This is a genomic window from Streptomyces sp. NPDC101152, from assembly GCF_044768275.1.
In the GTDB taxonomy this organism is placed as follows: Bacteria; Actinomycetota; Actinomycetes; order Streptomycetales; family Streptomycetaceae; genus Streptomyces.
The window spans coordinates 35,104-58,375 of sequence record NZ_JBIWPO010000003.1; the positions used below are offsets into that span (position 1 = coordinate 35,104).

Below are 23,272 nucleotides of genomic sequence, written 5' to 3' on the forward strand. Positions count from 1 at the left end.
GGCGGGGAAACCGGTATCCACGCTAGGCGGCGGCAAATGAGAGGGTCAACGCACGCGCACTCTCCGGGAGGAACGACAGGGATGACGAACACGGTCACCAACTGGGCGGGCAACATCACCTACACCGCCAAGGAACTGCACCGCCCCTACTCGCTGGACGGGATCAGGGCCCTGGTGGGCCAGAGCGCCGGGGTGCGGGTGCTGGGCAGCGGGCACTCCTTCAACGAGATCGCGGAGCCGGGCCCCGAGGGCGTCCTGCTGACGGTCGCCGACCTGCCTCCGGTGATCGACGTCGACACCGCGGCCCGGACGGTACGCGTCTCGGGCGGCGTCCGGTACGCGGAGCTGGCCCGCATCGTCCACGCCCACGGGCTCGCCCTGCCCAACATGGCGTCCCTGCCGCACATCTCGGTGGCCGGTTCGGTCGCCACCGGCACCCACGGCTCGGGGGTCGGCAACGGGTCTCTGGCGGCGCCCGTGCGCGCGGTGGAGATCGTCACGGCCGACGGGTCGCTGGTGACCATCGGGCGCGGCGACGACCGGTTCGACGGGGCCGTGACCTCGTTGGGCGCCCTGGGTGTCGTCACCGCCCTCACCCTGGACCTGGAGCCGTCCTTCGAGGTGGAGCAGCACCTGTTCACCGAACTACCGCTCGCGGGGCTGGACTTCGAGGCGGTGGCCGGGTCGGCGTACAGCGTGAGTCTGTTCACCGACTGGCGGGAGCCCGGTTTCAGACAGGTGTGGCGCAAGCGGCGCACCGACCAGCCGCTGCCGGACTTCCCGTGGGCGGCGCCCGCGACCGAGAAACTGCACCCGGTGCCGGGCATGCCGGCGGTCAACTGCACCGAGCAGTTCGGCGTGGCCGGTCCCTGGCACGAGCGACTGCCGCACTTCCGGGCCGAGTTCACGCCGAGCAGCGGTGCCGAACTGCAGTCGGAGTACCTGCTGCCGCGGCCGTACGCCCTGGACGCGCTGCGGGCACTGGACGCGGTCCGTGCGGAAGTCGCGCCCGTGCTGCAGATCTGCGAGGTGCGCACGGTGGCCGCGGACGCGCAGTGGCTGAGCCCGTCGTACGGACGGGACACGGTGGCGTTCCACTTCACCTGGATCGAGGACACGGCGGCCGTGCTGCCGGTCGTGCGGCGGGTGGAGGAGGCCCTGGAGGGCTTCGACGCGCGGCCGCACTGGGGGAAGGTCTTCACCGTACCGGCGGCGGAGTTGCGTAACCGGTATCCGCGGCTGGACGACTTCCGGGCACTGGCGCGGGAGCTGGACCCTGACGGAAAATTCGCCAACGCCTTCGTGCGGGATGTGCTGGGCGACTGACTTCGCCAGGACTTTATAAACCCCCTTTCCTAACCCCTTGTCGAAAGTCCCCCGCAGCCCATAGCCTTGCGCCGCGCCGGTGCCGCTGTCGTCCCGGCATGAGCTGAAGGGAATGGGATCAGCCCGGTGAAGCGCACATCACGCGACATCCGCACCGCGAACCGCTACGAGGTGTTGCGCCAGATCATCGCGGCGTCCCCCACCTCCCGCCAGGAGCTGGCGGCCGCCACCGGGCTCAGCCTGGCCACGGTCGCCACCCTGGTGGGTGAACTGCTCGACCTGAGGATGATCACGGAGGTCGGTTTCGAGGACTCGGCGGGCGGCCGCCCCCGGGGCCTCGTCGCCGTCAACGCGTCGGGGGGCGCGTTGATCGGCGTCGACATCGCGGAGACGTACGTCCACGTCGAGCTGTTCGACCTGGCGCTGAACGTGCTGGCCCGGGCCGAGGAGGACGTACGGCCCGGCGAGAGCCTTCCGGAGCAGGTGGTCAGCCATGTCGCCGCCGCCGTCGGCTCGGTGGTGGCGCAGGCCGGGATCGAGGGCGCGCGGGTGCTGGGCGTCGGCGTCAGCGTGCCGGGGCAGGTCGACCGCGCCACCGGCATCTCGGAGTACGCGCCCAACTGGGACTGGCACGAGGTGCCGCTCCTTGACCTGCTCACCGAGTACATCGCCTACCCGCTGTACCTGGACAACCCGCTGCGCGCCTCCGCGGTCGCCGAGTTGTGGTTCGGGGCGGCGCGCGGGCGCGGGGACGCCGTGGTGGTCAACCTCGGCACCGGCGTGGGCGCCGGGCTGATCCTCGGCGGCGGGCTGCACCGGGGCGTGAGCAACAGCGCCGGCGAGTGGGGCCACACCACGATCGTCCTTGACGGCCGGCTGTGCCGCTGCGGCAAGCACGGCTGCGTGGAGGCGTACGTCGGTGCCTCCGGCATCATGCTGAGCCTGCGCGAGCTGAGCGCCGACAGTCCGCTGCTGCGCCCGGAGGACCAGACGGCCACCATCTGGGCCCTGGCCGACGGGCTGCGGCGCAACGACCCGGTGGCGGTCAAGGTGGTCCGCGACACCGTCAAGTACCTCGGCGCCGGCATCGCCGACCTGGTCAACCTGTTCAACCCCGAGGTGGTCGTGCTCAGCAGCTGGGTCGCGACCGCCCTCGGCGAGCCGCTGGTCGCGGAGGTGCGCGAGGCCGTGGTCCGGCACGCGCTGCCGCGTCCGATGGCCGCCACCGAGATCGTCCTCTCCCCGATCCCCACCGACCCGGTGTGCCTGGGCGCCGCGACGTTCGCCCTGGAGGGCGCGTTGCAGACGGTGAGTCAGAGGACTGCGGGAAAACGCACCACCCCCGCAAGGAGCCGTACCGCACCACCTTCATGACGACGGAAGGGATGCACGTGTCTCACCCCCACCGCAGGAGATCGGTCCTGATGACGGCCGCGGCCGCGCTGGCCGTCACCGGACCCCTGATATCCGCCCCGACCGCCTCGGCCGCCACCCCCACGGTGGCCGAGGTCTCCCCCCACGCCGCCCAGACCATCGACGACATCGGCGCGTCCGGTGCCTGGTGGGTCAACGACCTGCAGCACTTCAGCCCGAAGGTGCAGGCGCGGGTCGCCCGGCTGCTGTTCTCGCAGCAGGGCCTGGCCCTGTCCTCCTACCGCTACAACATCGGCGGTGGCGGCGCCGCGGTCACCACCCCGGCCCGCGCCGCCGAGGACTTCCTCAACGCCGACGGCTCCTACGACTGGAGCCGCGACAAGGGCGGCCGTACGTTCCTCAAGTACGCCGCGACATACGGCGTCAAGGACCTGATCGGCTTCGTCAACAGCGCGCCCGCACAGTGGACGACCAACGGGCAGAGCTGCGGCGGCCAGTTGAAGCCGCAGAACGAGGGCGACTACGCCAAGTACATCGCCGACGTCACCCATCACTTCGCCCGGCAGGGCGTGAAGCTGGACTACATCAGCCCGTTCAACGAGCCGGACAACGACTTCGGGGACTGCGGCCAGGAGGGCATGCAGGTCACCCCCGACCAACGCGACGACATCGTAAGGGCGTTGGGCGCCGAGCAGCGGGCCCGGAACCAGAAGACGTCGATCATCGCCGACGAGTCCAGCAAGACGACGCAGTTCGTGTCCGAACTCCCGCAGTGGATCTCGCAGCCGGGCACCGCGCAGTACGTGTCCGCGCTCGCCCACCACACCTACAACAACCCCGACGACGGTCAGTTGGGCAACGTCTACGAGACGGCGCGGACGGTCGGCAAGAAGTCCTGGGCCACCGAGATCTGCTGCTTCGGCAAGGGCACGACCGGCTGGAACCAGGAGTACGACCCGACCATCGACAACGCCCTGCTGCTGTCGAGGATCATCTACAAGGACTTCGCGAGCGCCCACGACTCGGCCTTCCAGTGGTGGGTGGCGCTCGCCAGCGGATACGGCACCTCCCCCACCGAGAAGAACGACGTGGGCTGGAACGACGGCCTGGTCTACTACGACCCGGACTACGCGACCAACGGCAACCAGAGCCTGTACTTCACCAAGCGGTACTACGCTCTCGGCCAGTACAGCAAGTTCGTCCGGCCCGGCTCGGTGGCCCACGACGTGACCGGGGCGCCGGCCGGGGTCGAGGTGTCCTCCTACGACCATGACGGCAAGTGGGTGATCGTGGTCAACAACCACAACTCCACCGACACACCGCTGAGTCTGCACTTCAACAGCAGGACGCCGGTGCGTGCCGCGCAGGCCGTGCGGACGTCGGCCACGGAGAACTGGGCGAAGGTCGCGAGGCCGTCGGTGAGCGCGGGAACGGCCACGGCCACGCTCGCGGCCCGTTCCATCACGACGTACGTCTTCGACCAGAAGGGCCACGGCGCCACGGCCGTGACGGGCGCCCTGGCGGGTCGGCAGTCCGGCAAGTGCCTGACGGCGGGCACTTCGGGGGCCGCCATCAGCACCTGCACGGGCGGCCCGGAGCAGTCCTGGTCGTACGACGCCAGGGGCGCGCTGAAGGGCGTGAACGGCTATCTGACGGCCGGGACCTCGGGGCTGACCACCTCGTCCGCCTTCACCGGTGACCCGAGCCAGCGCTGGCTGCTCAACGCCAACGGGCAGATCCTCAGCGAGGCGTCGGGCAAATGCCTGGACGTCAGCGGACAGGCCACCGCCGACGGCAGCAACGTGATCCTGTACAGCTGCAACGGTGGCTCCAACGAGGCCTGGGACAAGGTCTAGCCACCCGCCGACCGAGGGCCGCCGGCATCCCTGACCCGGCGGCCCTCAACCCCCTTGCTCCACCCCACCGTTCGGCATCCCGAACCGTGTACAACGCTTCGTGCAGACTTCGTCCAACCCCTTGCCGAAGGCTTAGCCGAAGGTTAACGTCCCGCACCGCAAGCCAATTTGAGCCACGTAGCGCTGAAGCCGTGGAGCCGCAGCCGCACTCGAGACAAGGACGTCAGCATGTCGGCAACGAGCAACAACAACTTCTCCCGCCGGTCGATCTTCCGGGCCGCCGCGGGCATGGCCGCCGCGGGCACCCTGGCCGCGTGCGGCAGCAACAACGGGCGTGGCGGCGGGTCCGGGTCGGGCACTCAGCTCACCCAGTACTTCCACGCCTACGGCGAGGCCGGCGTGGAGCAGGCCGTCAAGCGGTACGCGAAGGCCTACACCAAGGCCAATGTGGGCACGCAGTGGATCACCGGCTCGGACTACGAGACCAAGCTCTTCGCCGCCCTGCTCACCAAGCAGGCGCCGGACGTCTTCGAGTTCCACCCGCAGATCCAGCTCGTCAAGAGCGGCCAGGTGGCGGACCTGACGGACATCATCGCCCCCGTCAAGGACGACTTCAACGCCGCGGACATAGCCTCGCACACGGTCGACGGCAAGATCTACGGCGTCCGGATGATCGACGACCCGCAGTTCTTCTTCTACCGCAAGTCGATGCTGGAGAAGGCGAACGTCGCGGTCCCGACCACGCTCGACGAGCTGATCGAGGCCGCCCACAAGCTCACCACCTCCAAGGTCAAGGGGCTCTTCCTCGGCAACGACCTGCACGCCATCGAGGCGCCGCTGATCTGGTCGGCCGGCGCCGAGACCCTCACCGCCAAGAACGAGGTCGGCTTCAACACCGACGCGGTCGCCGGCGGCCTCGGCCAGCTGCGCAAGCTGTTCACCAGTGGCAGCCTGCTGCTGGACGCCCCGGCCGACTTCTGGGACCCCTCCGCCCTCAACCAGGGCCTGTGCGCGATCCAGTTCTGCGGCATGTGGGCGATGCCCGCGATGCAGAAGGCGCTCGGCGACGACCTCGGCATCTTCCCCTTCCCGAAGGTCGGCAGCGCCGGCAAGCTGTCCGTCTACAACGGTGGCTGGTCGATGTTCGTCAACGCCAAGGGCAAGAACGTCGAGGCGGCCAAGGAGTACGTGAAGTGGCTGTGGATCGACCAGAAGAAGTACCAGGAGGACTTCGCGACCTCCTACGGCTTCCACATTCCGCCGCGCACCTCCATCGCCCAGCAGGCCACGAAGCTCCAGTCGGGGCTGCCGGCTGAAGGCGTGAAGCTCTTCAACACCTACGGGCACTTCGACAACATAGGCTGGACCCAGGCGATGTGGAGCGCCCTGGACACGGTCATCGCCAACAGCGTCCGCAAGGGCGGGGACCCGAAGGCCGCGCTCGCGCAGGCCGACCAGACGGTCACCCGCGAGCTCAAGAAGCTCTTCGGATAGACCGGCGGACGGACAAAGGACATGTCGACCACCACCACCCGGGGGGTCGCCCGCCCTGCCGCGGCCAAGCCTTCCAAGGCCCGGCCGCGGCGGGGGCTCACGGCGAACAACACCCTCAACTTCTGGCTCTTCACCGGCCCGTTCCTCATCGGCCTGGTGATCTTCGTCTTCGTTCCCATCGGCTGGAGCATCTGGCTCAGCTTCTTCGACGCCCGTTTCACGGTCACGCCCAGCCACTTCGTCGGCTTCGACAACTACCGGCAGATGCTGACGAACAGCGACTTCACCGGCTCGCTGCTGACGTTCACCGTCTTCGCCGTGTTCATCGTGCCCACCACCTGGGCGCTCTCGCTGGGCCTGGCCCTGATGGTGCACCGGCTGCGGTTCATGCGCGCGTTCTTCCGCTCGGTGTTCTTCCTCCCCACCGCGTGCAGCTATGTCGCCGCCGCGCTGATCTGGAAGATGTCCATCTTCAACGGCGTCCGCTTCGGCCTGGCCAACACGGTCATCGGCTGGTTCGGCGCCGACAACGTCGCCTGGGTCTCCAACCCGAGCCCGCCGTGGTACTGGCTGGTCATCCTGACCGTCCGCCTTTGGCTGCAGGCCGGTTTCTACATGATTCTCTTCCTGGCGGCGCTGCAGAACATCCCGGGAGAGCTGTACGAGGCCGCCGCGATCGACGGGGCCAAGCCGGGCTGGCAGACGTTCCGTTACATCACGCTGCCCCAGTTGCGGGCCACCTCGACCGCGGTGATCCTGCTCCTGCTCGTCGCCGCCTACCAGGCCTTCGACGAGTTCTACAACATCATCGGGTCCAAGGCGACCTGGGGCCAAACGCCCCTGATGGTCCTCTACAAGACGGCTCTCGGCGCGAACCAGGACTACGGTTCCGGCAGTGCGGGCGCCGTCATCCTGACGGTACTGATCTGCGCCGTCACCCTGCTCCAGGGCAAGTTCATGGGCTTCGGAAGGAGGGAGGAGTCCAAGTGACCACCACAGCACCGCAGGTCGGCGAGGAACGCCGGACCAAGCGCGGGGGCCTCCTCGGCAACACCGGTCTCTACGTCGGCGTGGGCGTCGCCGCGCTGCTCTTCCTGATCCCCTTCTATCTGATCGTCCGCAACGCCCTGTCCACGGACCAGGAGATCACGGGCGAGAACTGGCAGTTCTTCCCCACGAGCCTGCAGTGGGGCAACATCTCCGAACTGTTCGACGACCCGACCGTCGACTTCGCCCAGTCCATGTGGAACTCGCTGGTCGTCGCGGTTCTGATGACCGTCGGCATCCTGCTGGTCTGTTCGCTGGCCGGATACGGTCTCGCCCGTATCCCCTACCGGCACGCCAACAAGGTGTTCTACGCGGTCCTCGCCACCCTGATGGTGCCCACGGCCGTCACGTTCGTGCCCAGCTTCGTACTCGTCTCGTCCCTCGGCTGGGTGGACACCTACCGGGGTCTGATCATTCCGGGTCTGTTCAGCGGTTTCACCTGTTTCCTCTTTCGGCAGTACTTCCTCGGGTTCCCGAAGGAACTGGAGGAGGCGGCGCGGGTGGACGGGCTGGGGTACTGGACGGCGTACTGGAGGATCGTCGTGCCCAACTCGCTGAACTTCTTCGCCGCGATGGCCACGATCACGTTCATCAACGGCTGGAACGCCTTCCTGTGGCCGCTGGTCATCGGCCAGGACCCCAGTTCCTGGACCGTCCAGGTCGCGCTCTCCTCGTACATGACCAATCAGACGGTCAACTACCACCTGATCTTCATGGCCACCGCGATTTCCATCCTGCCCCTCGTGCTCGTCTTCCTGTTCCTCCAGCGCTGGCTGGTCCAGGGCATCGCACAGACCGGCATCAAGGGCTGACGGCCGCCTCACCATCACGACCTGGAGACCGATGACTTCCCGCACCTCCCCCACCCTCGGCTCCGCTCGGGCGGGGGGACCCCCATCCATCGATTACGTCGAGGACGTCTCTCCCGGCAGCGGGGCCCTCCCGCCCCGCGCCTGGTACGCGTCCTCGGACGCCACGTCCCTGTCGCTGAACGGAAGTTGGCGGCTGCGCGTATCGCCGACCGTCGACGCCGAGGACGAGTCGTTCGCCGAGCCCGGATTCGACGCCGGCGGCTGGCCCGAGGTCACGGTCCCCGGCCACTGGGTCCTCCAGGGCGACGGCGCCTTCGGCCTGCCCATCTACACCAACCACCTCTACCCCTTCCCGGTAGACCCGCCGCACGTCCCGACGGAGAACCCGACCGGGGACCACCTGCGCGTCTTCGACCTGCCCGAGGACTGGCCCGCCGACGGCGGAGCGGTGATCCGGTTCGACGGCGTCGAGTCCTGCGCCCGCGTCTGGCTGAACGGCACGGACATCGGCCAGTTCAAGGGCTCCCGGCTCCCGCACGAGTTCGCGGTCGGGCACCTGCTGAAGCCGAGGGGCAACGTGCTCGCCGTACGCGTGCACCAGTGGTCCGCGGGCTCCTACCTGGAGGACCAGGACCAGTGGTGGCTGCCCGGCATCTTCCGTGACGTGACGCTGCTGCACCGCCCGGCGGGCAGCGCCCTCGACTTCTTCGTGCACGCCTCCTACGACCACGTCACGGGCGAGGGCACCCTGCGCGTGGACTCCGACGTCGACGGACGGGTGACCGTACCCGCCCTGGGCATCGACGCCGCGACCGGGGAAGCGGTCACAGCACCGGTCCAGCCATGGTCCGCCGAGGTACCGAAGCTGTACGACGGCGAGCTGGTGACCGAGGGCGAGCGGGTACCGCTGCGCATCGGCTTCCGTACGGTCGTCCTGGAGGACGGCCTGATCAAGGTCAACGGAAAGGCGGTCCTCTTCAAGGGCGTCAACCGCCACGAGTGGCACCCCGAGAAGGGCCGTGCACTCGACCTCGAGACCATGCGTGAGGACGTGCTGCTGATGAAGCGGCACAACGTCAACGCCGTCCGTACCTCCCACTACCCGCCGCACCCGGCCTTCCTCGACCTGTGCGACGAGTACGGCCTGTGGGTCATCGACGAGTGCGACCTGGAGACCCACGGCTTCACCGAGCAGGCCTGGCGGGACAACCCGGTCGACGACGACGGCTGGACCCCGGCCCTGCTCGACCGCGCCGCCCGCATGGTCGAGCGGGACAAGAACCACCCGTCGGTGGTCATCTGGTCGCTGGGCAACGAGGCCGGCACCGGACGCGGCCTCACCGCCATGGCCGAGTGGATCCACCGCCGCGACACCTCGCGCCTCGTGCACTACGAGGGCGACATCGACTGCCGTGACACGGACGTGTACTCACGGATGTACGCCTCCCACTCCGAGGTCGAGCAGATCGGCCAGCAGCTGGACGGGGGCACGCACAAGCGGCGCCGGCTCCCCTTCATCCTCTGCGAGTACGCGCACGCCATGGGCAACGGCCCCGGCGGACTCGCCGACTACCAGCGGCTGTTCGAGAGGTACGAGCGTCTTCAGGGCGCCTTCGTGTGGGAGTGGATCGACCACGGCATCACCCATCCCGAGCTGGGCTACGCCTACGGCGGCGACTTCGGTGAGGAACTGCACGACGGGAACTTCGTCTGCGACGGACTCCTGTTCCCGGACCGGACCCCGTCGCCGGGGCTCCTGGAGTTCAAGAAGGTCGTCGAGCCGGTCGGCTTCGAGGGCGACGGCTCCGACGGCACCGTGCGGGTGACGAACAAGCAGGACTTCGCCGACCTGTCCGCCTTCGCGTTCGAGTGGTCCTACCAAGTGGGCGGCGAGACCGTCGAGTCGGGCTCCCTGCCGGTGCCCGCGCTCGCCCCGGGCGAGTCGGGCGATGTGAAGCTGCCCGAGCCGCCCGCCGACAGCGGCGGCAGCGAGACGCACTGGACGGTGCGGGCCTCACTCGCGGCCGACACGGCTTGGGCCCCCAAGGGCCACCCGGTGGCATGGGGGCAGTTCGCGGTGGCCCCGCGACCCGTGCCGGTGGTTGCGGCGACCCACGGTCCCGTCCTCGGCGAGCGTGGCATCACCCTGGGCCCGGCCTCCTTCGACGTCCGCACCGGCGCGCTCAAGACCATCGGCGGGGTCACGGTGGACGGTCTGCGCCTGGACGTGTGGCGGGCGACCACCGACAACGACGAGGGCGCCGAGTGGCAGACCGACACGCGCTACGCCGAGCTGTGGCGCAAGTACGGCCTGCACCGCATGCGGCACCGGCTCGACGGCGTGGAGATCGGCGACGACGCGCTGACCGTACGGACCCGCGTGGCGCCCGCCGCCTGGGAGTTCGGCCTCACCGCGGCGTACCGGTGGACCTCGGACGGCAACCGCCTGAGGCTGACGGTGTCCGTGGGACCGGAGGGCGAGTGGCCGGTCCCGCTGCCCCGCCTCGGCGTACGGTTCGGGCTGCGTGAGGCCGACAGGGTGAAGTGGTACGGCGGTGGCCCCGGTGAGGGCTATCCGGACACCAAGTCGGCTTCGTTGGTCGCTCGTTGGGAGTCGACCGTGGACGGGCTGCAGACGCCGTACCTCCGTCCGCAGGAGAACGGAGCGCGCGCCAACGTGCGTTGGGCGGATATCGGCGGGCTGCGCGTCGAAGGCGACCCGGAGTTCTTCTTCACCGCCCGCCGCTGGACGACCGAGCAGCTGGACGCGGCCACGCACCTGACCGATCTCACTCCGGGCGCCACGGTGTGGGTCAACCTCGACCACGGCCTGCACGGCATCGGCACCGGCTCCTGCGGCCCGGGCGTACTGCCGCAATACCGACTGGGCGCCGAACCGGCCGAGTTCTCCTTCGTGTTCTCGGAGATCGACTGACCGAACGGGGCGTTGAGGCAGCAGGCCGGGCCCCGGCCTGCTGCCGTGAGGCTCAAGCCCCCCGTTCCGCCCGGAGCCCCTCTGTGAGCGCGCTGGTGGGGATCAGCACGCCGCCCGTCCCCCCAGTGCCCAGCTCCTCGATCTTCCAGGGCGCCCAGGGTACGAGCTCGGGATCGCGGCGGTGGGTGACCTTCCCGTGCGTCTCGCTGGTCACCAGCCCCGACTTCCGATCGGGATGGACCAGATGCTCGAAGTCGATGTACCGGTGTGCGTAGGTGTAGCGGCAGGGCAGGTACTCGTCGGGAATGTCACCGCTCAGGTGCGCCGCACGCAGCGCCTGCCACTTCTCCCCGTTCCAGATCTCCTCGAAGCTGCTGTCCCGCAGCGAGCCGAGGGTGAACTCTCCGTCCCCGCCGATCAGGTGGTCGCAGAACCCGACGCCGCCGTCGTAGCGCACATAGGCATAGCTCCACGGATGCATGCACGCGGGGCGACGGACCATATCGGGAAGGGCCAGAGACGGATCCGGTGCGGCGCCGATCTGCACCAGGACGCCTTCCGCCCGGCCGGCCTCCGCCGTTTCCTCGTACGCCTGCTGGGTGCGTGCGAGATCGTTGCGCAGATGAGCCGGGTCGTCGAGGCCCGTGACGATCGGGTGGACGACCACGGACGCCACGTCCAGGCGCGCGGCGAGCCGCACGATGTCGGGGAGTTCTTCGAGGTTGTCGATGCTGGCGATGGTGTTGAGGGACACGCTGCCGCGAGGCGCGTCATGACGGTTCCGGGCCTCGACGAGGGACCGGACCGTGCCGGTGAGGCGGTCGAGGGTTCCCCCGGCCCGCAGTTTGGCGAACAGTTCCGGTGTGGCGGCATCGCAGGAGACCATCACGATGCCGTGCGCCCGCATCATCATGTCCCACACCGGTCGCCTGTTCACCATGGCGTTGGTGACCAGCCTGAGCTGCACTCGGTGGGCGAGGGCCCGGGCGACGAACTCGCCGAACCTCGGCAGCATGGTGCTCTCGCCCCAGCCCCGGACGTCCACGAGGTGCGCGTACGGGAACAGTTCCTCCGTCAGCCGGGTGAAGACCTCCTCCTCCATGTTGAGGGCCGGGTCGTACTTCTCACCGAACCTGCACATGGGGCAGCGCAGATTGCAGTTCTGCGTCAGCTCGACGAACAAAGCCAGCGGGCGGCTCTTCAGAACGGTCCGCCCGGTGCTGTACTCGCTGATGTTCAGGCGCTGGTTCTCGGCGCGCAGTTCTGTCAGTTCGAACGGCGCGACGGGCACGTCCAGCAGACGGTCGTCCGACCTCATGTCGTTCTCCTCCTGGTGACGTAGCGGCTCACAGCGTCAGGTCCGACTTGCGTCGCTGTTGTCTGGGCCGGCCCGCCACGTGGTCGCCGTAGCCCCATTCCAGGATTTCGCCGAGGTCCCCCAAGCCGTAGCCGTTGTCGTCCCTGAAGTACCTGAGATAGGCGACCAGCAACGCCGAGGCCCGTTCGTCTCCGAGCATGACGTGGTGGCCGAGCGCCTCGAGGGTGCCGCGCAGGTAGCACCGGTGCGTCCATTCGGCCTGCGCGGGCCGCAACCACGAGTCGTGCAGCATCCCGGCCCGCGGCACGTGCGCGAGAGTGCGTCCGGCCGCCATGAGCGCATAGCCGAACTCGGTGTCCTCGCCGGACCCGGCACCGGTGCCGGGTCCGAGGCCCGGAAGGAAGACTGGACGCTCCGGCAGCATCAGACTGCGTCGCAGCGCCATGTTGTTGGAGGAGCCGACAACGGCCCACGGCACGGTCGGATCAGCGGTGATGATCCCGTCCTGCCAGTACGGCGACGACACCGCGGGGCACCAGAGCTTCTCCCCGTTCGGGCCGTCCGCCTCGCCCCAGGCCGACGACCCGAGCAGCGGAACCTTGTCGGTGCACACACGGCCGCCCGGCCTCGGCACCGGCTCCACCCGGCCGAAGGCCGCGGCGACATCCGGCTCCGAGGCCATGTACCGCGCCATCTCCCGGGCCCACGACCGGGACGGCAGGCAGTCGTCGTCGAAGAACAGCACGACATCCGTGGCGGCCTGCTCGATGGCGAGGTTGCGGCCTCCCGAGGTCCCGCCCGGCCCCCGCAGGATCCGGAGCGGCAGCGGGGCGAGGAGATCCGCCAGCGGCTCCCGTTCGAGCGACCCCTCCGGGGTGTTGTCGACGACGAGCACTTCCGTGATCTCACTGGTGTCACCGGCGACCAGCTCCGACAGGGCTCTGGTCAGTACCGGCCGGCCGACGGAACAGACGGCGACGGTGAGGCCGGCATCGCCGCCCGCGGGACCAGCAGAGAAGGGTAAAGAGGGTGAACCGGTCATGCAACTGCCTTTCGTCACGACTCGGGTTGTGGCACGAGATGAGAGAAGGAGGGCAGGTAATAGTGCACATCAGTGCGCCTGCAACGATTCAGAAAATCGACCCTGACATACGCAGGACAGCCCGTCAAGGCGCCATTGAAAAGCCCTACCGGAACACAAGGGCGACTATCCCTACGTGGGGGACGGAAAATTTCGAAAGACTTTCGAGTGGCCTGAACCAGCACGTCGGCCGGTGCGCTGAGGCTCGCAAGGCGCCCTTGACTGAGCCGCAGCGGTCGTGTCAGCCTGACCAACCGGAATGCCTGTCCGCTCCGCCATGTCCTGGCGGGCAGCGATTTCCACCGTTTCAAAGATGGAGTGACGAACGGGTGGACCCGAAATTAAGCCTGATAATCCCTTTCCACGACGTGGAACTCTTCTTGGCCGATTGCCTGAATTCGGTGGCCTCGCAGGAGTTCGAGGACTGTGAAGTACTGTTGATCGACGACGGTTCGACCGACGGGAGTCGGGAGATCGCCGAGGACTACGCCGGAAAGGACGCCAGGTTCCAACTGGTCCGGCAGGACAACCGCGGCCCCGGAGCGGCCCGCAATCGCGGCGCGGAACAGGCTCGGGGGCAGTACATCGCCTTCGTGGACGCCGACGACATGGTGACCGCGGACGCCTATGTCCGGCTCGTCGGCGCACTCGAGGAGAGCGGATCCGACATCGCCTGCGGCGGCGTCCAGCGATTCGACAGCGTCCGCCGCTGGCCGTCCCCCCTGCACGAAGGCGTCTTCGACGAGCCGCTGCGGGGCACCCACATCACGCGCCGGACCGCTCTGCTCAAGGACCGGACCGTCTGGAACAAGGTGTACCGCCACTCCTTCTGGCGGCGCCGCGGTCTCGCCTACCCCGAGCACCCGTACGAGGACGGCCTCGTCGCGGTCTCCTCCCATGTTCTCGCCGACGCCGTCGACCTGCTGAGCGGCACGGTCTACTTCTGGCGTCAACGCGACAAGGGCCCGCTGTCGATCACCCAGCGAACCCTCGACCTGGGCAATCTGGACGGCCGGATGAAGCAGGTCCGCACCGTCTCCGCCTTCCTGCGGGACCGGGACACGAATCTCAAGGACGCTTACGACCTCGCCGCGCTGCAGCACGACGTCCTCATCCTCCTCATGACAGTGCCTCACCTCGCGCCGGTACACAGGGGCAGGATCCTTTCGTTCGCCCAGGAGTTCTCCGCCAGGGCGTCCGGCGACGTTCTGCGCGAACTCGACCAGGACCACCGGGAGATCTACTCCCTGCTGTGGAACCGGCAGACGAAGGACCTTCTCCACCTCCTGGAGCGCAGGCGCCCCGAGGCGATGCTGTGACCCGCGACACCGGCCGGGACGGGCTACGGCCCCGGATCGCCGTCTGTCTGGTCTTCGCCGCTCTCGGACTGACCAACTCGGCCTGGTCGTCACGCATCCCCGACATACGGGCGAACGTCGGCGTCGACAACGCGGCATGGGGAACGCTCGGCACCGCCTCGGCCGTGGGCGACCTGGTCGCGATCCTCGCGACGATGATCCTGGTCGGCCGGGTGCGGACGCGATCCTTCACCCGAATCGGTGCCGCTCTGATGCTGATCAGCGGCCCGTTGCTGGCCGGGGCTGCCGCCGTCGTCCAGCTGGTCGCCGGACTGGTGACATGGGGCTTCGGCGCGACCCTCCTCGCCCCGGCGATCAACGCCCAGGGCGTCGACGTCGAGGAGGCCTGCGGCAGACGGGTGGTTCCGCTGTTCCACGCCTGCTTCAGCGTCGGCGTCCTGGTCGGCGGTGTGTACGGCGCGGTGTCGGCCGGTGCCGGGATTTCGCCGGGTGTACAACTCGCCGCCAGTACCGCCTTGTTCGGTTTTCTGTTGCTGGTGACGGCGACGTGGCTGCCGAATCCGGCGCCGCAGGCCGAGGACGCCGGCGTTCCCTTGCGGCAGCGGCTGGGGAGGCGCTGGGCACCCCAGTTGCGTCTGCTCGCCCTCCTCGCGTTCGTCGGTTCCTTCATCGAGGGCACGGTCGGGCAGTGGTCCGCCATCTACGCGACGGACGCCACGGGAGTCGGCGCGGCCGTCGCCGCGGGCATCTACACCGGTTTCACGGTCGCTGTTCTCGCCGCCCGCCTAGCGTCCGACACGGTGTTGAAACACCTGACCATGCGGACGTTCCTGCAGTGCTCACTGCTGCTCGTGGCGGTGGGTGTGGCAACGGCCGTCGTGTTTCCCGTCAGCGCGACCGTGGTGGTCGGGTTCGCCCTCGCGGGACTCGGGGTCGGGTGCGTGGTGCCGTCGGTGATCCGCCTTGCCGCACGGCAGCCCGGGCTCGCCGCGGACGAGGGCACATCCATGGTGACGCTGGGCCAGTGGCCGGGCTTCCTGCTCGCCTCTCCCGTGATCGGCCTGCTGGCAGGCGCGACCAGCCTTCGCGTCGCGCTGGTCCTGCTGATCCTGTGCGGAGTGGTCGGGGCACTGCTGGCGAGAAACCTGCGGTATCCCGCGCCTCATGGGGACAGGGCGGCCGAGGAACCGCATGAGAAGGCGGCCAAGTGAAACCAGAAAACGAGAAGAAGGAGTGGATGAGACCATGCGTGCCTTGAACGTCGTCGATTTCGAGGACGGATTCCGCTGCTACACGCCGGCCGTCGCCAACCCCGTGTTCGTCGAGGCCGAGATCATTTACCGTGAGCTGTTCCGGCACAACACGTATCTGCGCCACATGGCACCGGTCCGGCCGAAGGGACTCATCGTCGACGCCGGCGCCAACATCGGGCTCTTCACGCTGTTCGCCAAGCAGAAGTTCCCCGATGCCCGGGTAGTGGCGATCGAACCCATCCCGGACACCCTGCGTGCCCTGCACGCGAACCTGGAACTGCACGGCGCGAGAGATGTCACCGTCTGCCCGAAGGGCCTGTCCGACGAGACCGGCCTGCGCCAGTTCTACTACTTCCCTTCGATGCCCGGTAACTCCACCACCCAGCTCGCCGAGAAACTCAGGGACAGGGAGACGATGACGACGTACGCGGAGCGCGGCGTCGCCGAGGAGGTGTTCCGGCACGAGGTGGTACAGGCGCCGGTGGCGGGCCTCTCGGAGATCCTCGCGGAACTCTCGGTGTCCGGCGAAATCGACCTGCTGAAAATGGACATCGAGGGCGACGAGGTACGGGCACTGCACGGCATCAAGGACAACGACTGGTCACGCATCCGGCAGATCGTCATGGAAGTGCACATGGCCAGAAACCAACTCTCCAGCATTCTGGACGTACTTGAGGGGAAGGGCTTCACCGTGGAGCAGGAGCGGCTCCCGGACATCCCCGACGGGCTCGACAACAAGATGGTGTACGCCCGGCGGACATGATGGACTCGACTCCCCAGGGCCCCCGCGACCGGTGTTCAGCCGGCCGCGGGGGCCGTCGCCGCATCCGCAAAAAGGGAGTGCGCGGCTGGAGCCCTCGGTGTTGGCTTGGTGATCGCGCCCGCCCCTCACTCGTGGCGACCGCATGGCCATCCGGTTCCCAGGAGGTACGTCGAGTGATCGGCAGCATCGAGGTCCGCTCCCTGACCCGCTCGTTCCACACCACCGTCCGCCGGCCGGGTCTCGCCGGCGCCATCAGATCGCTCGTCAACCCGGAGAAGACCGTCAAGCACGCCGTCTGCGACATCTCCTTCGACGTGGCGCCGGGCGAACTCCTCGCCCTGCTCGGCCCGAACGGCGCCGGCAAGTCCACCACCATCAAGATGCTCACCGGCATCCTCACCCCCACCTCCGGCGAGGCCCGGGTGGCGGGCGTGGTGCCGTACGAGGACCGGGAGCGCAACGCCCGTAACATCGGCGCGGTGTTCGGACAGCGCACCCAGCTGTGGTGGGACCTGCCGGTGAAGGAGTCGTTCGCGATCCTGCGGGACATCTACGAGGTGCCCAAGGCCGAACACGCGGCGCGGCTCAAGGAGTTCGACGACATCCTCGAACTGTCGGCGTTCTGGGACACCCGGGTGCGCCATCTCTCCCTCGGCCAGCGGGTGCGCTGCGACCTGGCCGCCGCGCTGCTGCACGACCCGCCGGTGGTCTTCCTCGACGAGCCGACCATCGGCATGGACGTGGTGGTCAAGGAGCAGGTCCGCGAGTTCCTGCGGCACCAGGTGGAGGAACGCGGCCGTACCGTCCTGCTGACCACGCACGACATGACGGAGGTCGAGCGGCTCGCCGAGCGGGTGGTGCTGATCAACCACGGGCGGCTGGTCCTCGACGGCACGCTCGACGAGATCCGCCGCAAGTACGGCTCGACCTGGCAGGTGCGGGCCACCCTCGCCGACGCGCACACCGAGGTCGTGCCGCCGCCGGGCATCGCGCTGCTGCGGCAGGAGGGCCCGCAGGTCGTGTTCGGACCGGACGGACCCGACGCCCCCACCGTCCACCAGGCGCTCAAGGCCGTCATCGAGCGCTACGAGGTCACGGGCATCGCCATCGACGAGGCGGACCTGGAGGACGTGATGCGGGCCGCGTACGTCCACGCGGGCCCGGCTGCCGAGGAGGCCTGAGATGGCCGTCCTGCACGCCTGGCGCGCCGCCCGCGTCACCCCGCTCGGGGAGCTGCACGCCCCGCCCCGGATGACGGCCGTGCTGGTCCGGCTGACCGTCCAGGTGGTGCTGGTCGCGTCGCTGTGGAGCGGCCTGTACGACCACGCCGGCACCTCGGCCGGGATGAGCCGCGAACAGGCCGTCACGTACGCGGTCATGGCCGTACTCGCCTCCCGGCTGCGGGAGTTGGACCAGTACGCGGGCCGCGACACGGTCATCCAGCACATGCACTTCGGCACCATCGTCTACTGGTACCTGCGCCCGCTGCCGCCCGCCCGCTACCACGCCCTGCGCGCCCTCGGCGAGCAGGTCTACGGCGCCGCCTGGGCACTCGCCGGCTACGCGGTGTGCCTCGCGGCCGGCGTGGTGGAGCCACCGTCGTCGGCCGCCGTGGCAGGGGTGTTCGTGCTCAGCCTGCTGCTGGGGCAGTTGGTCCTGTACCACGTCATGCTGCTGCTGGATCAGATGTGCTTCTGGACCGTGCGCAACACCGCGGCGATGCTCATCCTCATCTTCGCGCAGAACCTGATGTCCGGGGTCTACGCCCCGCTGTGGTTCTTCCCCGCCTGGTTCAGGACCCTGAGCACCGTCCTGCCCTTCCAGGCGACGCTCAACGTCCCATTGTCGCTGTACGTGGGCCGGATCCAACTCTCCGACGCAGGCCTTCAGTTGGCGATCCAGGCCGCCTGGGTCGTGCTGCTCCACCTGTTCACCCGGCTCCTGTGGCGGCGAGCGGCCCGCCGTGTCATCTCCCAGGGAGGCTGAGGCCCATGAACGCCGTCCGGATCGCCTGGCGCGTCACGCGTCTCAACTTCCGTTCCCAACTGGAGTACCGCACCGAGTTCCTGCTGATGATCGCGATCGGCGCGATCTGGCAGGTGTCGGTGATCGTGTTCGCGACCGTGCTGCTGACCCGGTTCGCCGGGATGGGCGGCTGGGACAGCTCCGACGTCCTGCTGATCCCGGCGACACGGATGCTCGCGCACGGCCTGTTCGTCCTGGTCCTGGGCCGGATGCACGGCATCGGCAGGTTCATCCAGGAGGGCCTGATCGACGTCTACCTGCTGCGGCCCATGCCGGTGCACCGCCAGGTGCAGTTGCAGTACTTCCCCACCAACGCGATCGGCGACCTGACCGTGGCCTTGGGCCTGATGGTGGGCGCCCTCTCCCGCAGCCACCTCGACTGGAACGCGGGGCGGATCACCTACCTGGTCGTCTGTCTGATCGGCGGGATGCTCCTGGAGGCCGCCCTGTTCACGGCGGTGGCCTGCGCGTCCCTGCGCTTCCCTGCCGCCGACTACTGGGGCCGCTGGCTGGAGGAACTGCTCGGCACCTTCGGCAGCTACCCGCTCAACGTCCTGCCCAGGGCGGTCGGCGGCCTCCTCACCTTCGGCCTCCCTCTCGCCTTCGTCGCCTACTTCCCGGCCGCGGTCCTCACCGGCCACGGCCACGACGCAGGCGTCCCCTACTGGCTGGCAGCCGCCTCACCTCTGATCGGCGTCCTGGCCTACCTCGCGTCCCGCCTCCTGTGGCGCTGGAGCCTGAACCATTACACGGGTGTGAACGGCTGACCACGAGAAGGGCGGTAGAACCATGACCGAGCTCCACTACGACGTACGAGGCGCGGGGCCCGTGCTCCTGATCATCCCAGGTGGCGCCGGGCACCCGATGGGCTTCGAGCCGCTGGCCGACGCGCTCACCGGCCGCTTCACGGTCGTGACGTACGACCCCCTCGGCCTTGCCCACGGTCGGCTCGGGGAGCCGGTGGGCGACCAGCGGGTCGAGGAGTGGAGCGACGGGGCGCACCGGGTGCTCGAACGGGTCCTGCCCGACGGGGAGTCGGCGTGCGTCCTCGGGACCAGCTCCGGCGGTGTCGCCGCGCTCGACCTGCTCGCCCGGCACCCGGAGCGGCTACGGCACGTGGTCGCACACGAGCCGCCGTGCGTGACGGTGCTGCCGGACGGAGCGCCGCAGCAGGCCAAATTCGGTGAGGTTTACGGAACGTATCGCGCCGCGGGGCTGCAGGCGGCCGCCGTCCGGATGGGGGCGGTCCTTGCGGAGCAGGAAGCGGAGGAGACGGTCGAAGGCCAACCGCTCACGCAGGAGGAGGAGTTGAAGACTCCCATGGCCCTCTTCCTCGCCCATGTCCTACGGCAGTTCACCTCGTACACACCCGACCTCGATGCCCTTGCCGCCTCCGGGGCCCGGCTCACCCTCGCCGCCGGCTCCGCATCGCGCGGGCAACTCCTGTTCCGTACAGCTGAGTTCATCGCCGACCGCACGGGAAGTCGGTTCCTGGAATTCCCGGGCGGGCACATCGGCGTGGTCCAGCACCCCGTCGCCTACGCGGAACGGCTCGCGGATGTCGTGGCGGGTTAGGCGGCCGGTCCGAGGGGAGTCGTCAGTCTGCCGTCGTGATCTCGAGTCCCGTATCGCGAGGAACGACCGGGCTCGTGGAACAACGAGGCGCTCCGTGGCGCACGGGAGGTGAGACCTGGGGCGTCCCGGTTCCGGTCGAGACGCCCCAGGCGTTCATCCCGCCCGCACCAGGCCTTGAGGCACCAGGTGCTGGGCGAGAAGTCCGTCACGGACAAGGCCCGCGTACACCGTGGCGCCGTGCACGGAGGTGTGGGTGTCGTCCTTCTTCTCGTTGTAGAGGTAGATCGCCTTGGAGCCCTCGATGCCCAGGGACTCCACCAGCGCCTTCGTCGTGGCCGTCAGATCGATCAACGGAACCCGCTCCGCGGCCGCCACCGACCGCATGACCGCGGGAAGGTCCACGCCGAGACCATTGACGAGGAGCGCTGTGCTGTTGTTCAAGGTGCCGTCGGCATTGAACCACCGCCGCACGATCGGCGTCACCAGGACGGGCCGTCCGCCCTTCTCCCGGACCCCGTCGACCAGGGTCTCCAGGTTGGCCCGGTAGGTCGCCTCGTCGGTGGTCTTGTCGTTGTGCGCCAACTGGATCAGCACCAGGTCGCCGGGGCGGATGAGCGGATGGAGGGTGCCCCAGAGCTGCGGGTTCCCCAGGTAGCTGACCGTACTCTCGCCGGAATCGGCGTAGTTGGCGACGGACAGGCCCCTGCGCAGGAACTGCGGGAGCTGCTGTCCCCAGCCGGAGTACGGGGCGGCGGGCTGGTCGCAGACCGTGGAGTCGCCGATCAGAAAGATCTGGCGGGTGTGCCGGGATGCCGGCGTGACGCGGATGCCGGCGAGGGCGGGGGCCGAACCGCCAAGGGTCAGGTCCAGGCCGGGAGTTCCGTCCGGGCCCGTCGGCTCGCCCTCCGGCGTGCGGACGTCGACGGTGAAGCCGCGGGCCACCCGCTCACCGGCCGCGGCGGGCGTCTCGGGGAGCAGGGAGCGCCGTGTCTCGCCGCTGATGCTGGCGCTGGAGGCGGCGTCGCCGCCGAGCAGGACCTGCACGTCGTAGGTGCCGGGCGGGACGTCGAAGTGGCAGGCGGTGCTGGTGCAGTCGGCCAGGCCCAGGGGCTTCGTCCCCTCGTGCGCCTGGGCGGGTACGGCGGTCAGACCGGCGCCGATGGTCAGCGCCGCCAGCAAGGCGAGCTTGAAACGTCTCATGCGTGAATCCCTCCGGGGAACGACGGGACGACAGGGCCTGGCGGCAGGACCGTACCCCTCCGCACAAGCGCTTTCTAGGTCTAGGGCTGATTTCACGCGATTGCCAACTCCCAGCCGGTGAAAGCCCTTTCGCGAAATCGTTTCAACTGCCACTCTGCCAGGCATGCGCAGCCCCACATGGCTCATCCCCCACGGCTCATGAAGGAGGCACCCCCATGTCCGAACCCGCCAACAGACCGGTCGGCCGCCGCGCCTTCGTCCTCGGCACCGCTGCCACCGCCGGCACCGCCGCCCTCGCCGGTCCGCTCGCCGGCTCCGCGTCCGCCGCCGGCTTCGGCTGGAGCGACGACGGCTCCCACTACGTCGTCGACACCGGCGCGAGCCTGGTCTTCAAGGTCAGCAAGACCAACGGCGACCTGACCTCGCTGGTCTACAAGGGCACGGAGTACCAGGGCTACGGCGGCAAGAACTCGCACGTCGAATCCGGCCTCGGCACCTCCACGGTGACGATCGCCCGGTCCGGCTCGACCATCCTCGTCTCCGTCGCGTACGGCACGCTCAAGCACTACTACGCGGCACGCAGCGGCGAGAACAACGTCTACCTGTGGACCGACAAGGCCGACGCCTCGGTCACCGCGACCCGTTACATCGTGCGGGTCAAGGCGGGGATGTTCCTCAACGACGAACCCGACTCCTACACGTACACCACCAGCACCGTCGAGGCCTCGGACGTCTTCGCCAAGTCCGACGGCCAGACCCGTTCCAAGCACTACTCCAGGCGGCGGGTCATCGACTACGACTACATCGGCTGGACCACGGGGAGCGTCGGCCTGTACGTCGTGCGCTCCAACCACGAGAAGGCCTCCGGCGGCCCCTTCTACCGCTCCCTGCTGCGCCACCAGAGCGCCGACGGCGGTGGTCTGTACGAGATCCTGTACTACGGCGAGAACCAGACGGAGTCCCAGCGCTTCGGCCTCCAGGGCCCGTACGTCATCGCGTTCACGGACGGCGGCGCGCCCTCGTCCTCGCTGTACCACGCCAACCTCGGCACGCCCTGGGCGGATTCGCTCGGCATCTCCGGGTACGTGCCCGCGAGCGGACGCGGCAAGGTCGCCGGGGTCGGGATCACCGGACGCAACACCGCGTTCCCGTACACCGTCGGCCTGTCCAACGCGGACGCGCAGTACTGGGGTTCGGCCCGGTCGTCGGACGGCTACTTCTCCGTCCCGGGGGTCCTTCCGGGGACGTACACGCTGAGCGTCTTCAAGGGCGAACTCGCCGTCCACACCGGCTCGGTGACGGTCACGGCGGGCGCCACCACCACGCTCGACACGATCGGCATCCCCTCCTCGAACGACCCGGACAACGCGAGCGCCATCTGGCGGATCGGGGACTGGAACGGCGCGCCGAGCGGGTTCAAGAACGCGGACCTGATGACCTACGCGCATCCGTCGGACGTCCGCGCCGCTTCCTGGACCGGCAACGTGGTGATCGGCAGCGGCAGCGAGACGTCCGGTTTCCCCTGCTACCTGTGGAAGGACGTCAACAGCGGCATCAGCGTCTACTTCAAACTGACGGCCGCCCAGGCCGCCGCCGCGCACACCCTGCGCATCGGCGTGACGACGGCCTACGCCAACGGCCGGCCGCAGATCAGCGTCAACGACTGGACGTCTTCGGTCCCCTCTTCGCCCGGCCAGCCGAGCACCCGGTCGCTGACCGTGGGCTCGTACCGGGGCAACAACCACACCTTCACCTACAGCGTTCCGGCGAGTGCCTGGCTCACGGACACCAGCCAGTACAACGTGCTGAAGATCAACGTGGTGAGCGGTTCGGGGACGACGTCCTTCCTCAGTGCGGGCACGTCGATCGACGCGATCGATCTGCTGACCTGACG

The 23,272-nt window shown here is 68.8% G+C and carries 18 protein-coding genes; 15 read left to right on the top strand and 3 right to left on the bottom strand.

Going from position 1 to position 23,272, the window contains the following annotated elements; genetic code table 11:
- Window positions 1–81 precede the first annotated feature (81 nt).
- The 7 genes from ACIRVK_RS04860 to ACIRVK_RS04890 all read left to right on the top strand — a co-directional run bounded on the left by ACIRVK_RS04860 (window position 82) and on the right by ACIRVK_RS04890 (window position 10,844).
- Window positions 82–1,326: a D-arabinono-1,4-lactone oxidase gene (locus tag ACIRVK_RS04860; RefSeq protein ID WP_404243968.1), complete on the top strand. Its 1,245-nt coding sequence runs from the start codon at window positions 82–84 to the stop codon at window positions 1,324–1,326.
- A 126-nt stretch (window positions 1,327–1,452) separates the two neighbouring features.
- Window positions 1,453–2,700 carry an ROK family protein gene (locus ACIRVK_RS04865; RefSeq protein ID WP_404243969.1) on the top strand — a complete coding sequence of 416 codons (1,248 nt, stop codon included), beginning with the start codon at window positions 1,453–1,455 and terminating at the stop codon, window positions 2,698–2,700.
- Between the two features lie 11 nt (window positions 2,701–2,711).
- A complete protein-coding gene (locus ACIRVK_RS04870) occupies window positions 2,712–4,556 on the top strand; it encodes a glycoside hydrolase (RefSeq protein WP_404243970.1) in 1,845 nt (614 codons plus the stop codon).
- Between the two features lie 228 nt (window positions 4,557–4,784).
- Window positions 4,785–6,050, top strand: a complete 1,266-nt coding sequence (locus ACIRVK_RS04875) for an ABC transporter substrate-binding protein (RefSeq protein ID WP_404243971.1) — start codon at window positions 4,785–4,787, stop codon at window positions 6,048–6,050.
- Between the two features lie 21 nt (window positions 6,051–6,071).
- Window positions 6,072–7,040, top strand: a complete 969-nt coding sequence (locus ACIRVK_RS04880) for a carbohydrate ABC transporter permease (RefSeq protein WP_404243972.1) — start codon at window positions 6,072–6,074, stop codon at window positions 7,038–7,040.
- Complete coding sequence (locus ACIRVK_RS04885; RefSeq protein WP_404243973.1) at window positions 7,037–7,909, top strand: carbohydrate ABC transporter permease; 873 nt, start codon at window positions 7,037–7,039, stop codon at window positions 7,907–7,909. The genes ACIRVK_RS04880 and ACIRVK_RS04885 overlap by 4 nt, the downstream gene beginning before the upstream one ends.
- A 31-nt stretch (window positions 7,910–7,940) precedes the next feature.
- Window positions 7,941–10,844, top strand: a complete 2,904-nt coding sequence (locus ACIRVK_RS04890) for a glycoside hydrolase family 2 TIM barrel-domain containing protein (protein WP_404243974.1) — start codon at window positions 7,941–7,943, stop codon at window positions 10,842–10,844.
- A 52-nt stretch (window positions 10,845–10,896) separates the two neighbouring features.
- On the opposite strand, the gene ACIRVK_RS04895 is transcribed toward ACIRVK_RS04890, so the two are convergent.
- Entirely contained in the window at window positions 10,897–12,162 is a 1,266-nt protein-coding gene (locus ACIRVK_RS04895) for an SPASM domain-containing protein (protein WP_404243975.1), read from the bottom strand.
- A gap of 28 nt (window positions 12,163–12,190) precedes the next feature.
- Entirely contained in the window at window positions 12,191–13,204 is a 1,014-nt protein-coding gene (locus ACIRVK_RS04900; RefSeq protein WP_404243976.1) for a glycosyltransferase, read from the bottom strand.
- A gap of 38 nt (window positions 13,205–13,242) precedes the next feature.
- Here ACIRVK_RS04900 and ACIRVK_RS04905 point away from each other — a divergent pair, with 38 nt between their 5' ends.
- The 7 genes from ACIRVK_RS04905 (at window position 13,243) to ACIRVK_RS04935 (ending at window position 20,178) form a co-directional block, all read left to right on the top strand.
- A complete protein-coding gene (locus tag ACIRVK_RS04905; protein WP_404243977.1) occupies window positions 13,243–14,562 on the top strand; it encodes a glycosyltransferase family 2 protein in 1,320 nt (439 codons plus the stop codon).
- Complete coding sequence (locus tag ACIRVK_RS04910; RefSeq protein WP_404243978.1) at window positions 14,559–15,773, top strand: MFS transporter; 1,215 nt, start codon at window positions 14,559–14,561, stop codon at window positions 15,771–15,773. The genes ACIRVK_RS04905 and ACIRVK_RS04910 overlap by 4 nt, the downstream gene beginning before the upstream one ends.
- A 34-nt stretch (window positions 15,774–15,807) precedes the next feature.
- Entirely contained in the window at window positions 15,808–16,578 is a 771-nt protein-coding gene (locus ACIRVK_RS04915) for an FkbM family methyltransferase (protein ID WP_404243979.1), read from the top strand.
- 173 nt (window positions 16,579–16,751) lie between these two features.
- On the top strand, window positions 16,752–17,759 hold the full coding sequence (locus ACIRVK_RS04920) for an ATP-binding cassette domain-containing protein (protein ID WP_404243980.1): 1,008 nt from the start codon (window positions 16,752–16,754) through the stop codon (window positions 17,757–17,759).
- 1 nt (window position 17,760) lies between these two features.
- Window positions 17,761–18,564, top strand: coding sequence for an ABC-2 family transporter protein (locus tag ACIRVK_RS04925; RefSeq protein ID WP_404243981.1), 804 nt, complete (start codon window positions 17,761–17,763; stop codon window positions 18,562–18,564).
- 5 nt (window positions 18,565–18,569) lie between these two features.
- Window positions 18,570–19,370, top strand: a complete 801-nt coding sequence (locus ACIRVK_RS04930) for an ABC transporter permease (protein ID WP_404243982.1) — start codon at window positions 18,570–18,572, stop codon at window positions 19,368–19,370.
- A 22-nt stretch (window positions 19,371–19,392) separates the two neighbouring features.
- Window positions 19,393–20,178, top strand: coding sequence for an alpha/beta fold hydrolase (locus ACIRVK_RS04935; RefSeq protein ID WP_404243983.1), 786 nt, complete (start codon window positions 19,393–19,395; stop codon window positions 20,176–20,178).
- A gap of 153 nt (window positions 20,179–20,331) precedes the next feature.
- Here ACIRVK_RS04935 and ACIRVK_RS04940 read toward each other — a convergent pair whose 3' ends face one another.
- Complete coding sequence (locus ACIRVK_RS04940; protein WP_404243984.1) at window positions 20,332–21,378, bottom strand: rhamnogalacturonan acetylesterase; 1,047 nt, start codon at window positions 21,376–21,378, stop codon at window positions 20,332–20,334.
- A 215-nt stretch (window positions 21,379–21,593) separates the two neighbouring features.
- On the opposite strand from ACIRVK_RS04940, the gene ACIRVK_RS04945 reads away from it, so the two are divergent.
- A complete protein-coding gene (locus ACIRVK_RS04945; RefSeq protein ID WP_404243985.1) occupies window positions 21,594–23,270 on the top strand; it encodes a rhamnogalacturonan lyase B N-terminal domain-containing protein in 1,677 nt (558 codons plus the stop codon).
- Window positions 23,271–23,272 lie beyond the last annotated feature (2 nt).

Coding starts and splice junctions, on each gene's coding strand:
- ACIRVK_RS04860 (WP_404243968.1), top strand. CDS start 82: ATGACGAACACGGTCACCAACTGGGCGGGCAACATCACCTACACCGCC.
- ACIRVK_RS04870 (WP_404243970.1), top strand. CDS start 2,712: ATGCACGTGTCTCACCCCCACCGCAGGAGATCGGTCCTGATGACGGCC.
- ACIRVK_RS04875 (WP_404243971.1), top strand. CDS start 4,785: ATGTCGGCAACGAGCAACAACAACTTCTCCCGCCGGTCGATCTTCCGG.
- ACIRVK_RS04880 (WP_404243972.1), top strand. CDS start 6,072: ATGTCGACCACCACCACCCGGGGGGTCGCCCGCCCTGCCGCGGCCAAG.
- ACIRVK_RS04890 (WP_404243974.1), top strand. CDS start 7,941: ATGACTTCCCGCACCTCCCCCACCCTCGGCTCCGCTCGGGCGGGGGGA.
- ACIRVK_RS04895 (WP_404243975.1), bottom strand. CDS start 12,162: ATGAGGTCGGACGACCGTCTGCTGGACGTGCCCGTCGCGCCGTTCGAA.
- ACIRVK_RS04900 (WP_404243976.1), bottom strand. CDS start 13,204: ATGACCGGTTCACCCTCTTTACCCTTCTCTGCTGGTCCCGCGGGCGGC.
- ACIRVK_RS04905 (WP_404243977.1), top strand. CDS start 13,243: ATGAGAGAAGGAGGGCAGGTAATAGTGCACATCAGTGCGCCTGCAACG.
- ACIRVK_RS04915 (WP_404243979.1), top strand. CDS start 15,808: ATGCGTGCCTTGAACGTCGTCGATTTCGAGGACGGATTCCGCTGCTAC.
- ACIRVK_RS04925 (WP_404243981.1), top strand. CDS start 17,761: ATGGCCGTCCTGCACGCCTGGCGCGCCGCCCGCGTCACCCCGCTCGGG.
- ACIRVK_RS04930 (WP_404243982.1), top strand. CDS start 18,570: ATGAACGCCGTCCGGATCGCCTGGCGCGTCACGCGTCTCAACTTCCGT.
- ACIRVK_RS04935 (WP_404243983.1), top strand. CDS start 19,393: ATGACCGAGCTCCACTACGACGTACGAGGCGCGGGGCCCGTGCTCCTG.
- ACIRVK_RS04940 (WP_404243984.1), bottom strand. CDS start 21,378: ATGAGACGTTTCAAGCTCGCCTTGCTGGCGGCGCTGACCATCGGCGCC.
- ACIRVK_RS04945 (WP_404243985.1), top strand. CDS start 21,594: ATGTCCGAACCCGCCAACAGACCGGTCGGCCGCCGCGCCTTCGTCCTC.